Annotated in this window: 9 protein-coding genes; 5 read left to right on the top strand and 4 right to left on the bottom strand. The window is 38.4% G+C overall.

Annotation, left to right across the window (positions count from 1 at the left end):
* Positions 1-127: 127 nt before the first annotated feature.
* Positions 128-475, bottom strand: coding sequence for a 4Fe-4S binding protein (locus tag CLW00_RS08345; protein WP_106133224.1), 348 nt, complete (start codon positions 473-475; stop codon positions 128-130).
* 150 nt (positions 476-625) lie between these two features.
* On the opposite strand from CLW00_RS08345, the gene CLW00_RS08340 reads away from it, so the two are divergent.
* Entirely contained in the window at positions 626-1,639 is a 1,014-nt protein-coding gene (locus tag CLW00_RS08340; RefSeq protein WP_106133371.1) for an aldehyde dehydrogenase family protein, read from the top strand.
* Here CLW00_RS08340 and CLW00_RS08335 read toward each other — a convergent pair.
* Positions 1,634-3,394, bottom strand: coding sequence for a sensor histidine kinase (locus CLW00_RS08335; protein ID WP_106133223.1), 1,761 nt, complete (start codon positions 3,392-3,394; stop codon positions 1,634-1,636). The two genes, CLW00_RS08340 and CLW00_RS08335, sit on opposite strands and share 6 nt — an antisense overlap.
* 117 nt (positions 3,395-3,511) lie before the next feature.
* Here CLW00_RS08335 and CLW00_RS08330 point away from each other — a divergent pair, with 117 nt between their 5' ends.
* The 4 genes from CLW00_RS08330 (at position 3,512) to CLW00_RS08315 (ending at position 11,719) form a co-directional block, all read left to right on the top strand.
* Complete coding sequence (locus tag CLW00_RS08330) at positions 3,512-4,816, top strand: TIGR00366 family protein (RefSeq protein ID WP_106133222.1); 1,305 nt, start codon at positions 3,512-3,514, stop codon at positions 4,814-4,816.
* 124 nt (positions 4,817-4,940) lie between these two features.
* The gene (locus CLW00_RS08325; protein WP_106133221.1) at positions 4,941-7,202 is read left to right on the top strand and encodes an aconitate hydratase; all 2,262 of its coding nucleotides are present in this window, start codon (positions 4,941-4,943) and stop codon (positions 7,200-7,202) included.
* A 112-nt stretch (positions 7,203-7,314) separates the two neighbouring features.
* Complete coding sequence (locus CLW00_RS08320) at positions 7,315-8,538, top strand: porin (RefSeq protein WP_106133220.1); 1,224 nt, start codon at positions 7,315-7,317, stop codon at positions 8,536-8,538.
* Between the two features lie 133 nt (positions 8,539-8,671).
* On the top strand, positions 8,672-11,719 hold the full coding sequence (locus tag CLW00_RS08315; protein ID WP_106133219.1) for a PAS domain-containing hybrid sensor histidine kinase/response regulator: 3,048 nt from the start codon (positions 8,672-8,674) through the stop codon (positions 11,717-11,719).
* Here CLW00_RS08315 and CLW00_RS08310 read toward each other — a convergent pair.
* Together CLW00_RS08310 and CLW00_RS08305 are read right to left on the bottom strand one after the other, a co-directional pair.
* Positions 11,707-12,609, bottom strand: coding sequence for a tetratricopeptide repeat protein (locus tag CLW00_RS08310; RefSeq protein ID WP_245917200.1), 903 nt, complete (start codon positions 12,607-12,609; stop codon positions 11,707-11,709). The genes CLW00_RS08315 and CLW00_RS08310 overlap by 13 nt on opposite strands.
* A gap of 32 nt (positions 12,610-12,641) precedes the next feature.
* Complete coding sequence (locus CLW00_RS08305; RefSeq protein ID WP_106133217.1) at positions 12,642-13,721, bottom strand: AI-2E family transporter; 1,080 nt, start codon at positions 13,719-13,721, stop codon at positions 12,642-12,644.
* Positions 13,722-13,749: the final 28 nt, after the last annotated feature.

Genomic DNA, 13,749 nt, shown 5'->3' with positions numbered 1-13,749 from the left:
TTCACAAAATATATTCAAGGTATTTTATAGTTTTTTTAAATGAAACAGGCATTAGGTGGAATAAACAGCTTAAAATCAGGGGTGTTTACACCGTTTATTTAAAAAAATAAAAGAGGCTAAGCCCCTTTTATTCACCATGCATATGTATTTTCTTCGCAAGAAGCGATTCTTCACTTTCTCGGTGATCTGGATCATCTACGCAGCAATCTACTGGGCAAACAGCAGCACATTGAGGCTCTTCATGAAAGCCAGTACATTCTGTACACTTATCAGTCACGATGTAATAAAATTCATCTGAAACAGGTTCTTGCTTTTCATGAGCATCTACCACCGTACCATCTTCAAGAGTTACCTCTTTCAAATTGGTGCCACCAGCCCAAGTCCATTCTATGCCACCTTCGTAGATTGCTGTGTTTGGACACTCAGGTTCGCATGCACCACAATTGATACATTCGTCAGTTATCATTATAGCCATATCAAATTCTTTTTTTATATCAGCGCAAAATTAATAATCAAATAACCAATGAAGCAAAAAAAAAGTTGTCATGCTAACTAATTTATATTGATTCTAGCAAAGTACGGTTTCTTTTATAATCAATATCTTTGCAACTCAATGTTTCAAAATATGCTTTTAAAAGAAAGAATCAATGCTTTTGCAAAACTTGGAGATAGGGTTTCCACTCTGTCTGGAGAAGAGTTTGAAGAGCTTTCAAGAAGAATCAAAAATAATAATAGCTGGTTTACACAAGAAAATGTGAAGGAAGCTTTTTCAGGTTTACAGTTATTTTTGAAGAAGGAAAGCCTGGAGGATTGGATCAGTCCATACAAGCTCAATCCTGATATGGAACCAAAAACCATAGGTTTGATGCTGGCAGGAAACATTCCTGCCGTAGGGTTCCATGATTTACTTTGTGTGTTGATTACTGGGCATAGGGCAGCGGTAAAACTCAGTTCTTCTGATTCTGAATCCATAAAATGGTTGGTGTCAACCCTGATGGAAATTGAGCCGCAGTTTGAAGAGTTGGTAACTTTTGAAGAAATGCTGAAAAATAAAGATGCCTACATTGCTACGGGAAGTGATAATTCTTCAAGGTATTTTGATTATTATTTCGGGAAGTATCCTCATATCATCAGAAAAAACAGGACATCGGTAGCCGTGCTGAATGGAGAAGAAAAACCAGAAGATTTTCTATCCTTAGGGAAAGATATTTTCCAGTACTTTGGTCTTGGTTGTAGAAATGTATCTAAGGTGTATATTCCAAACAGAGATATTCTAAAAGATCTGTTAGACGCTGTTGAGGAATTTAACTCTCTAGCAGACCATCACAAATACAGAAATAACTACGATTACAATAAATCAATTTATTTGGTAAATGGCGAAGATCATCTAGACAATGGATTTTTGCTCCTGAAAGAGAACGAAGAATTGGTATCACCAATATCTGTTTTATATTTTGAAGTGTATTCAGATCAAAACAGTCTAGAAAAGAAAATGAAGGAAAAGTCCACCAAAATCCAGTGTATTGTCAGTAACAAGGCTTGGTATCCTGGCAGCTTTGATTTCGGACAGGCCCAGTGTCCTTCTTTGTCTGACTATTCCGATGGAATAGACACGATTTCTTTTCTGAAGGATTTATAAGTCAGAATTGGAAGTGTTTTTGGGAAGACGGAAACTGAAAAGACTTCCTTTGTTCAATTCACTTTTGATAATCAGATTACCTCCATTTTTTTGAACATACTCCTTCACCAGGATCAAGCCTAAACCAGTTCCCATTTCCTGATTTTTCCCGGAAGTCGTAAACGATTCACCGGAATTCAATTTTTGCAGGTTACTTTCTGAAATTCCCATTCCAGTATCTATGATTTCTATCAGCACATCATCGAGTGCCTCAGAGGCTGAAAAGAGGATCTGATCTCCTAAGCCTGAGAATTTGACCGCATTACTTAATAAGTTTCTAATTACCAGATCTATCATGTTTCTGTCTGCAAATACTTTAAGATTCCCTGCTTTTTCTAGCTTGAGGTTGATTCTTTTTTCTTTTGCTTTTTTATGAAATAAGGAAAAATGGTGATCAAGTAATGGTCCTAGGTCAAATTCTTTTTGGTCAACAAACTCACCTCTCAACTGCGAAGAGGTCCAAGCTAGAAGATTTTCCAGCAGGGTGGATACGGAATTTATATTCTTCGATATATCAGGTATTATTTCAAAAAACTCGTCTTTACTGACAGAGCCTTCCTCAGTCAGTTTGAGCAGTTCCTGGATTCCGAATATAGGCCCCTTCAAGTCATGGGAAATAATGCTGAAAAGCTTGTCTTTCAGCGAATTCATTTGTTTTAATTCTTCGGCATTAGTATTAAGCTGTTTTTCCTTTTTGCGGCTTTCCGTAATATCATTAAATATGACCAACAAACCTGTAAATTCATTTTTCCGGTTGAAAATGCAGGATGTATCTACAAAATAGCTCAATAGCTGACCATCATTTCTTAGATCAATGTTTGTGTTCGAACTGGTCTTTGAGTCTAACAGGTTTAAAAATTCTATTTGATCGGGAAAATATTCCTGAACGTACATACCAATAGGTTTTTCCGGGTTGTTTAGAATGCTGTACATTTTAGGGTTTAAGTCGATTATTCTATTTGTACTGTCAAGGATCAAAACTCCCTGCGCCATGACCTGAATCACTTTATCCCTGGCTATAGGTCGAATATTGAAAAGCCTATACCTTAACAACCCAATAGCGACAATAATATATACAAACAGAAATGCAAATGGTGTGAAATCTATGTGATCAAATAATCGATAACCTAACATATAAGCTAGATTGACTGTCCATGGAATGACCCCTGCCGCAATAAGCAGATAAGTCTGTTTTCTGTACAATGAATCTGAATTTTTAAACCTAAAAAATAGAAATACATTGCCGGCAAGAAGGCACAAGTAGAAAAACAGAATGTGAATGTAGTACCAAGGTCCAGGTATGATGGCCAGTAAAGGGAAAGGACCTTCCGTTGCCAAACTGAGCTCAGCATAATGAAAAAGATGCCAGTTATTGGTGAGCACCATTCCGTATGTGATCACCGGAACAACAAATATCCCAATAAAGTGATTTCTACTGGTCCACCTCTCTAGTCCTGCATAATTGATACAAAACCACAGCCAAATTCCTGGCGCAAATGAAATGCCGATATACTCGATTTTGATCCAAAACAACATCATATCCAGTGTGTCACTGGCCAATTCGAAACCGTAACCGATCGCCCAGATGGCCATGGCGATCATCATAAGGGCAAAAACTCTTGTGTAGTCTTTGATTCTTTCAAAAATAGCCAAGGAAAGAGTAATTACCGTGGCGCCGGAAATCAGCAGGACCAAAGAAAAAATATTAAATTCCATTAGTAGATGTGGGTGCTGCCCGACACAAATGATTATTGCAACAGACAGAGATTTTTAATTATTTTTTGTTTATGCTTACAAGATAAATCACCTTGATTAATTCTAAGTGTTTTTACTATGAAAATAAATTTGAAATTTCCCTCAACGTTTCAGATTGCACTTTTACTAAGCTTAATTGTCTACCTTTTGGCATTGGCGTTGACGCTTCCTCCTGATTCCAATTTGGCAAGATACTCTTTTGAAGTTCTTAGCTTTTGGAAAATGGGTTTTTGGGAACTTTTGGAGTTTACCATGCAGATGATTTTGATCTTGGTTTTGGGGCACACCCTTGCCATGTCTGGACCGGTAAATTCACTTTTGGATAAAATAGCTTCTACAATTACAAGCAATACACAGGCGGTTCTTTTTACGGGAATGGGAGCAATAGCCGGAGGTTACCTGAATTGGGGTTTTGGGTTGATATTTGGTGCTATATTGGCGAGGAAGATAGGAGAATTGGCAGAGGTGAATCGATTGGCGATCAATTATCCACTAGTCTCAGCTTCAGGGTATTTGGGGATGTTGGTATGGCATGGGGGATTTTCAGGTTCATCTACTTTAAAAGTGGCTGAAGAGAACCATTTTTTAGTTGATACAATAGGTATTGTAACAGTAAATCAGACGATTTTTTCAAGTTTCAATATTTGGGTAAACCTTAGCCTTGTGACCTCTTTGATTATAGCACTTTTTCTCCTTTCTAAAATCACCTTCAAGAGCGGTTATGAAAGTGTAAAAGGCAAAAAAGTAAGTAAAGTGTTGGCAAAGGATAAAGATAAATTGGGACTTGTTGTAGGAGGTTTGATTTTAGTCCTGGTCTTGGTAGATTTTTTCAAAATCGGGAGCAGTGGTTGGGGTTTCTTGGATTTAAATTTCGTCAACTTTGCCCTTTTGGGATTTGGCTTACTGGCTTTCGGTAGTCTCAATAATTATGTAGCCCACCTTAGTGAAGCTGTAAGAGGCGCGACCGATATTTTGATACAATTCCCGTTTTATGCGGGGATATTGGGAATCATGAAATACAGCGGCCTACTTGTTTTGATTGCAGATGATATGGTGATGCGATCAGGTCCAGACACCTTTCCATTGCTTTCTTTTTTTAGCGCTGCTTTGATTAATTTCTTTGTACCATCAGGAGGAGGGCAGTGGGCTATACAAGGTCCTGTAATAATGGAAGCTGCTGGTAAGATGGGGATAGATATCTCCAAAATGATTCTGGTTTTTGCATATGGAGATCAAGTGAGCAACATGTTGCAGCCTTTTTGGGCTTTACCATTACTTTCAATTACAGGGTTATCTGCCAAAGAGATTTTGAAATACACTTCAGTTTTCTTTTTGGTGGCTTTAGTGGTATTGTGCTTATTTGTATGGTATGGGGTCACTTAGGCCTTTTTATAATCTATATAAATACCAAGCCAGTGAGGGGTATCGCTTCCAAATTTGGCCTATATTTTTATCTTTGCGTTCGATTTAGAAATTCTTTTCAACATTTAATAAAATTCAATTCCCAATGGCATTTGATATAGAAATGATCAAGGCAGTTTATGCTAAATATCCGGAGAGGATAGCGGCTGCCAGAAAAGCAGTAGGAAGACCACTTACATTGACAGAAAAAATATTGTACGCGCATTTGGCTCAAGGTGAAGCCAATCAGGCTTACGATAGAGGCGTTTCTTATGTGGACTTTAAGCCAGATAGAGTAGCAATGCAGGATGCTACTGCGCAAATGGCACTTTTACAATTTATGCAAGCCGGAAGAAGTCAGGTGGCTGTTCCTTCCACTGTTCACTGTGATCACTTGATCCAAGCTGAAGTAGGAGCTACCGAAGATTTGAGCAAAGCCAAAAACAAAAACAGAGAAGTTTACGATTTTCTAGCTTCTGTTTCCAATAAATATGGCATCGGATTCTGGAAACCTGGAGCAGGCATCATCCACCAAGTAGTGCTTGAAAATTACGCCTTCCCAGGTGGAATGATGATAGGAACAGATTCCCATACGCCAAATGCAGGTGGATTGGGCATGATTGCCATTGGTGTTGGTGGTGCTGATGCTTGTGATGTAATGGCAGGCTTGCCTTGGGAGTTGAAGTTTCCAAAGTTGATCGGTGTGAAGTTGACTGGTAAACTATCAGGTTGGACTGCAGCCAAGGATGTTATTCTTAAAGTAGCTGGAATCCTTACTGTAAAAGGTGGAACAGGCGCAGTAGTAGAATATTTCGGAGAAGGTGCCAACTCCTTGTCCGCTACAGGGAAAGGAACAATCTGTAACATGGGTGCAGAAATTGGAGCAACTACTTCTATTTTTGGCTACGATGAGAAATCTGAAGCTTACCTAAGAGGTACAGAAAGAGGAGATATTGCTGATATGGCAAATGGTATCAAAGCACACTTGAATGGAGACGCTGAGGTGTATGCTGAGCCAGAAAAATACTTTGATCAGGTGATTGAAATCAATCTTTCTGAACTTGAGCCACATATCAATGGTCCTTTCACTCCTGATTTGGCTTGGCCTCTTTCCAAGTTTGCAGCAGCTGTGAAAGAAAACGGTTGGCCATCCAAATTGGAAGTAGGACTTATAGGTTCTTGTACCAATTCTTCCTATGAAGATATTTCCAGAGCTGCATCTCTGGCACAGCAAGCTGTGGATAAAAAACTTGTAGCCAAATCAGAATATACAATCACACCAGGTTCTGAGTTGGTGAGATATACTGTCGATAGAGACGGCTTTTTAGATACTTTTGGCCAAATGGGTGGCGTAGTCTTGGCTAACGCTTGTGGACCATGTATTGGTCAGTGGGCTAGACATGGAGCAGAAAAACAAGAAAAAAACTCTATCATCACTTCATTTAACAGGAACTTTGCAAAGAGGGCTGATGGTAATCCAAATACGCACTCATTTGTAGCTTCTCCTGAAGTAGTTACTGCAATGGCTATTGCGGGTGATTTGACTTTCAACCCGATGACCGATACGCTTACCAACGAAGATGGACAGCAAGTAAGACTTGACGAGCCAGCTGGATTGGAAATGCCTACAAAAGGTTTTGCTGTAGAGGATGCAGGTTACCAAGCTCCAGCAGAAGATGGATCTCAAGTTGAAGTAATTGTAGATCCAAAATCGGAAAGACTTGAATTGCTAGAGCCATTCTCTCCTTGGGAAGGTACTGATTTGACTGGATTGAAACTGTTGATCAAAGCTAAAGGGAAGTGTACCACTGATCACATCTCTATGGCAGGTCCTTGGTTGAGGTTCAGAGGTCACTTAGACAATATCTCCAATAATATGTTGATTGGCGCTGTAAACTCTTACAATGAGGAGACAAACAAGGTCAAGAACCAACTTACTGGAGAATATGCTGAAGTACCTGCTGTACAAAGGCAATATAAGCTTCACGGAGTAGGTTCAATAGTCGTAGGTGATGAAAACTACGGTGAAGGTTCTTCTAGGGAGCACGCAGCCATGGAGCCAAGGTTCCTAGGAGTAAGAGCGATTTTAGTGAAGTCTTTCGCTAGAATTCATGAAACCAACCTCAAAAAACAAGGCATGTTGGCTTTGACTTTTGCCAATCCTTCAGATTACGATCTGGTACAAGAGGATGATAACATTGACATCGTAGGTTTGACTACTTTCAAGCCAGGTGTGCCATTGACCGTTGTATTGAATCATGCTGATGGCAGCAAAGACGAAATCAAAGTGAATCATACTTACAATGCTGGTCAGATTGAATGGTTCAAGGCAGGTTCTGCATTGAATTTGATCAAAACTGGTATTTAAATTATTTCTAGTATAAGATTTAAAGCCAGGTGAAATTTTTCACCTGGCTTTTTTTTTGGAAATAAGTTTAACTTTATGGCATATTCATTCAGAATTAAATTAGCAAACCTATATGAATCACTACGAGTTACGAATCTTATGCTTTGGTATTTGCTTAACTTTTTCATTTTTTTTCAGCATTTCAACTCATAGTCAGACAGTAGAATCAGATGAAAGGGCATTATTGAATGTGGGAGAAAGCGAGGGGATTAGCTTTTCTAAAGATTCTCTTTTTCTAATGAATCTAAGGTTCAGGATGCAAAATAGGGCTGGCTTCAATACCTTAGAAGGAGATGCTTTTGAAGTAAGTGAGTATGAAATGAGAGTGAGAAGGCTCAGGTTAAGGTTTGATGGATTTGTGGGCAACCCTAGGTTTCAATACTACATTCAATTGGCATTTTCAAAAGCAGATTTAGATTTGGAAACAAGTCTGGTCGCCCAGCCCATAAGAGATGCCATTTTGTACTATTTCATTAATGAAAATCTATATATTGGATTTGGTCAATCCAAACTGCCGGGAAATAGGCAGAGGGTAATCAGTTCCGGTAATCTTCAGTTTGCTGACAGGTCCACTGCCAATGCTATTTTTACTTTAGACAGGGATTTTGGGTTTTTTCTTTATAAAACTATTCCATTCAAAAATCAATCTATTTTGCAATTAAAAGGGGTGGTATCAACAGGGGACGGAAGGAATGCATCTGCCATAAATGACGGACTTGCTTACACGGGTAGAATCGAATATTTGCCTTTTGGGCGATTTTCAAACAGTGGGGATTATTCTGAAGGTGATTTTGAATTCGAGCCTAAGCCAAAGCTGGCCTTAGGACTTACCCTTTCTGAAAATCAAAAAGCTACAAGAACAGGAGGTCAACTAGGTCAGGAGTTGTTTGATGCCCGAAATATGAATAGCTTTATAGTAGACGGAATCTATAAACATATGGGTTGGGCAGTGATGGGGGAGTATCTGCATAGGTCCTCAAATGATCCCATTACTGTAGATGAGCTGGGTGAAATTAGGTATGTATTGGTTGGTTGGGGTTTCAATACTCAAATAAGTAAAATGCTGGACAGGAAAAATGAACTTGCTGTTCGTTATGCAAACGTGACACCAAATGCTCAGATTAACCAATTCCAGCAGCGTGTTGATGAAGCCTTGTTGGGATTTACCCATTATGTGAATGGCCATAGGATAAAAATTCAGGCCAACCTTGGTTATAAATGGCTTGAAGGATTAGCAAAGTTTGAAAACACAGGTAATTCTTGGACCGGAATGTTTCAAGTTGAGTTCGGGATTTAGAGATGATTTAATCAAGTATTTAATTTTAAAAGCAAAAAATTTGTTATAAAAAACAATTTACTGTATGTTTACGAAACAGTATTTGAATCACCCTATTCAATTTTCTAAATTGTAAAACTATAAACTGCCTTCTATGAAAGAGAGAGGTATTAACAGTACTTTTAAGAAAATCATCTACGAATCCAGCGAGATGGTTTTTTTGGCGGATGATACTTATCCCTACAATATTTTTTATAGCAATCAGGCTTTTGAAAGTTTGATAGGACAGTTTTTAGAAGAAAAGAGTTTGGTTGGTTTAGGTTTGGATATCAATTCTTACATTTTTAATGAGGAGATGATCCTTAATTTTATGGGTGTGGAATACACCTTTTTTCTTGAGCTTCCACAGGAAAATGCTTCCAATTACTTTTTGTTTTACAAGGGTAAAGAAATGAGAGGGCAGGGCTTGCCTACAAAAAAAGACTCACAATACTTTTTTAGGAATACAGTAGACCTGATTGGAATAGGTCAGGAAACTTATCTTACATGGGTCAGTAATTCGATCAAACCGATGCTGGGCTATTCTCCCGAGGAAATTGTCAATATAGAACTTTGTAGTTATTTTCATCCTGATGATATCGAACATGTGAGGGCACTTACTTTTGATATCCGGCAAGAGAGAAAAAACAGTCAGTTTGTGGCTAGGCTGCTTTCAAAAGGAGGAGAGTACAGATGGTTTGAATTTCATGTTCATTTTATAGTTGGGAAGTTCTATGCTATGGCCAGAGATGTGACAGCGCTTAAAACTGAACTCCTTGAAAAAGAAAATTTGAACGAATTTTACGCCTTGTGCGAGGGGGTTACCAATTTAGGGTTTTTTGAAATTTCGACTCAGGCAAATACTGTTGCTTTAACGGATTCATTGAAACAACTCTTGGAAGTTAAGACTGAAGGAGTCTTGACTTTAGAAGAAACCATTCAAATTTTTCAAGATTCTGACAGACAGCTTTTGAAAGATTCCTTATCCGAAATGATGGTCACTGGAAAAGGTATTGAGCTGACTCTTGAGGTACCGGTAGAGGGTGCACGCTCAAAATGGGTCAAATTAATCGGGCAGACCAAGCAAGAAAATAATAGGGAGACAAGGGTTTTTGGAACTGTACAGGATATAACTGCGACATTCGAAGAACATAACCAGCTCGATGTATACCGTGAGCTGTTCTATTTAAGCCCTGACCCGATGGTCATCACCGATCTTTCTGGGAAAATCATCTATTCCAATCAGGCTGCCAGAACTAAGTTTGCTCCAGATGATCAGATTGGTTTCCCTGATAAAATTTCAGGTTTTGAACCGATTTTAGCTGAAAAAGAAATATGGGATTCCCATGTAGAGCAGTTGACTTCCTCAGGTAGCAAAGTATACCAAAGTGCTGTGATCAATTCTGCGGGGAAAGAAATGTTGTCAGAGGTAAATGCGAAGTTTATCCAGATTCAGGGAAGAACTTTAGTGGTTTCCATTTTTAGAGATATTTCAGATAGAGAGGCTCCCGTTAAGACATCCGCAGGACCTAGCGATTTCCTACACCATCTCACAGAGCATATTCCAGGAGCACTTTATCAATTTGTGTTGGACAAAGAGGGAGAGATGAAATTTTCTTACCTAAGCCCAGGGATCAAAAATCTTTTGGATCTGGGTGAGACAGAGTTTGCTGAATTCAATGATGTTGGAAAAGCCATTTCAAAAGTGCACCCAGAGGATATTGCCAAAGTATTGACTTCGACTGTTTCATCTGCCAGAAAATTGAGCCCTTGGACTTGCAAATTCAGGATTCAAGAACCTGGTACCTCTGACTTTAAATGGGTACAAGGTGCAGCTAAACCCGAGTTGCTTGAAAATGGAGATGTCGTATGGTATGGATACCTGACTGATATCACCGACCAGAAAATGTTTGAGGATAGGCTTCATGATGCTAGAGAAGAGGCTATGAAAGCAAGTCAGGTCAAGTCTGAATTTCTTTCCATCATCAGTCATGAATTAAGGACTCCTTTGAATGCCATTTCGGGATCTTTATACTCTTTGTTACAGGATGAACATACTCCAGTTCAAAAGTCAGCTTTTAATACCATTAATTTTGCGGTGGAAAATCTGATCACGATGATCAATGACTTGTTGGATTTCCAAAAAATAGAAGCGGGTAAGCTGACTTTGGAAAAAAGCCCAATGAACCTGGAGACAGTCGTCAAAAGGGTGATAGAAGGGCTTCAATTTCATGCTAAAGATAGCGGCAATCAGCTCCAGTTAAAGTTTAAGAATAATCTTGATTTGGAGGTAAAAGGAGATAAAGTAAGGATAGCGCAGGTTTTGAACAACTTGATTTCAAATGCTTTGAAGTTTACCAAAAACGGAAACGTAGACGTCATCATTGAACTCAAGTCACAGACTGATTCAAAGGTAAGGGTGTATTTTGAAGTGAGTGACAATGGAATTGGAATAGCAAAAGAACATAAGGACAGAATATTCAACGAATTTGATCAAATCCAACATTCCTTCAGTAAAAAATATGGAGGTACCGGATTGGGACTCTCCATTACAAAGAAATTGTTGGATTTAATGAACAGTAAGATTGATTTACATTCTGAGCCAAATGTAGGTTCGTCTTTCTTTTTTGAAATTGATTTTGAAAAAGTATATGTACAGCATTCTGAAATAGATAATATTTCCTCCTCAGAAATATCTATCGCTTCAAATGGGGAACTCAATGTGCCTGAATCTTCCCAAGGTGGTTGGGGTGAAGGTAAACCGACAAAAAAAGGTCCATCAGCACTTTCTGAAGTACGGCTTTTGATGGTAGAAGACAACGATGTCAATGCTTTGGTACTGGGTAAAATCATTAAAAAATGGGGAATCCAGTACGAAAGGGTCAATAATGGAAAGCTGGCAGTAGAAGCCATGGAGCAAGGGGAATTCAACTGTGTTTTGATGGATATTCAAATGCCTGTAATGAATGGATTTGAGGCTACAGAGAAAATCAGGGAATTTTCAACAGTACCAATTTTGGCTTTATCGGCTGCGGACAAAGTCGAGGTAATGGACAAAATCGAACAAACGGGTTTTGCAGGATATGTCGCCAAGCCTATAGATGCAGCTGAGCTGTTGAAGAAGATCAAAGAGGTTCTTAATATTGTCAATCAGAGCGCTTGAGCTTTTTGTAAGTAAATTTCAACCAATTCCATTTCAGGATCTTTTTCTGCAACCTCTTTAAGGTAGCGCAATGCAAGTTCTCTTTCCGATTTCATTACATAGTAGATTCCCTTATTTCTAAGTGCAAATAAGTTTTTAGGATTTTGTTTGAGGCTGTAATTGATATCTTCTAATCCTTCATCCAGATTTTCTTTGTAAAGCTTATACAAACCCCTGTTATTGTAATAATAGGCCTGTCTTGGATTAATTTGGATGGCTTTTTCTACCCAGTCCAATGCTTCTTGATAGTTTTCTTTTTCAAATGCTATCATGGAACGCAAGTTGAAAATGTTTGCTTCTGAAGGGTTCAAGGTTTCAGCTTTTTCTAAAATCTCCGTAGCCTCATCATACATTTTAGCATAAAACAAAATTGTAGCTTTATTGACCAGGAGATCTGGATTGGAAGGCTCAAGTACGAGTCCCCTTTCAAAAGCTGATAATGCCTCATCATGATTTTTGAACTGATCCAGTACAAGTCCATGAAGGAAATGACCTTGCCAATTGAGAGGAAATTCCTCAGTTAGTTTCTCTGCATCTCCTAAGGATTTATAAAATTCTCCATTATCCAGATAAGATAAGCCCCTTTGGAACAAGGTCAGGCTGTCATTGGGAGATTTGTTGATGATATGGGTGTAGTCATTGATGGCATCATCCAACCTAAAGAGTCGCTGATATACAATTCCACGATTATACCGGGCATCTTTGTAATCAGGGTCAATCTTGAGCGCTTCTGTGTAGAATTCTAAGGCGGACTTGGTGTCATTTTCTTTCAGTTTTTCATTTCCCTTAAGTAGAAATCTTCCTTTTTTATCCCCATCATTATCGCAGGATGAAAGGAGTAATAAGCTCATAAGTAATAATACTATTGAAAGTATGGGTGACTTCATGTTTTCTTTTTGTCTTTGTCTCTTTCTTCTTCTCCAAACAACAACGCAAAGGCCTTTGTTGATTCATCCAAAGTGAAAATTTCTCTTAATAATGCTAAGGTAGGAATTATGACAATCATACCAGCTATCCCCCATATGGCAGAACCCACCATCAATCCCAAGAAAGTGATAAATGCATTTAGATTGACGTTACTTCCGACAATTTTCGGAGTCAGAAAATTACTTTCAATAATCTGTATGATCTGGAAAGAAATAACTACTCCAAAGGGATACCAAAGACTGTCTTTTGTCAGAAAAGCAAAAATCGTTGGTAAAATAGCCCCTAAGAATGGTCCAAGGAATGGGATAATATTTAAAATTCCGGCAAAAACCCCGAAAAACACAGCATGTTTGATACCTAATCCAAATAAGACGGCTGTGTTTACCACAGCTAAAATGGCCATTACTTTAAATACACCTATAATATATTTTTGAACCACTTTTTTTAATTCACGAATCTCAGCTTTGACATTTTCGGGGTCATGTCTGTGGAAAATCATGGCCACAAATTGAGTAAGGTGTGACCTAAACAAAAGGAAAAAGAAAATGAATACGGTTAAAAGTAGAAAAGAGGTCAAAGAACCCAATGTGCTAAAAATGACATCAGCTACACTGCCTGAATTGGTTTCCAATAATTCGATGATGGATTCATTGTCTATTCCATTCTTTAGACCGGTTTCAATACTGAATTTATCTGAAATATAGCCATCGATATCTTCCAAATATGTATTGAGCTTGTCTCCAACATTGTCTAAATCCCTTGTAAAGCTTGCTACCTGAAGGCCGATAAAAGTCAAGATACCTAGAATACTTATTAGACCGGTCAGCAATGCAATAATGGAACTTAAAGTTCTGGGAAACTTTTTACTTTCCAACCAATCACTGATAGGAGTCAACAAGGCAGAGATGTATCCTGCCAGCAATAATGGAATCAGCAGGTTTCGACCTATAATCATGATGAATACTATAGCAATGATGAGTAAGAGTATTGCCAGGATTTTCAAATATTTGGGTAAACGTATGTCTTGCTGTTCCATGTCGTTAAAAGTTAGCCGATTATGAGAA

The organism is Mongoliibacter ruber (assembly GCF_003003005.1).
GTDB lineage: Bacteria > Bacteroidota > Bacteroidia > Cytophagales > Cyclobacteriaceae > Mongoliibacter > Mongoliibacter ruber.
This window is presented reverse-complemented; position numbering and strand designations above follow the sequence as displayed.

Excerpts from the sequence above, each read along its gene's own strand:
- CLW00_RS08345 (WP_106133224.1), bottom strand. The coding sequence starts at position 475 with ATGGCTATAATGATAACTGACGAATGTATCAATTGTGGTGCATGCGAA.
- CLW00_RS08330 (WP_106133222.1), top strand. The coding sequence starts at position 3,512 with ATGAAAATAAATTTGAAATTTCCCTCAACGTTTCAGATTGCACTTTTA.
- CLW00_RS08335 (WP_106133223.1), bottom strand. The coding sequence starts at position 3,394 with ATGGAATTTAATATTTTTTCTTTGGTCCTGCTGATTTCCGGCGCCACG.
- CLW00_RS08315 (WP_106133219.1), top strand. The coding sequence starts at position 8,672 with ATGAAAGAGAGAGGTATTAACAGTACTTTTAAGAAAATCATCTACGAA.
- CLW00_RS08325 (WP_106133221.1), top strand. The coding sequence starts at position 4,941 with ATGGCATTTGATATAGAAATGATCAAGGCAGTTTATGCTAAATATCCG.
- CLW00_RS08305 (WP_106133217.1), bottom strand. The coding sequence starts at position 13,721 with ATGGAACAGCAAGACATACGTTTACCCAAATATTTGAAAATCCTGGCA.
- CLW00_RS08320 (WP_106133220.1), top strand. The coding sequence starts at position 7,315 with ATGAATCACTACGAGTTACGAATCTTATGCTTTGGTATTTGCTTAACT.
- CLW00_RS08310 (WP_245917200.1), bottom strand. The coding sequence starts at position 12,609 with ATGAGCTTATTACTCCTTTCATCCTGCGATAATGATGGGGATAAAAAA.
- CLW00_RS08340 (WP_106133371.1), top strand. The coding sequence starts at position 626 with ATGCTTTTAAAAGAAAGAATCAATGCTTTTGCAAAACTTGGAGATAGG.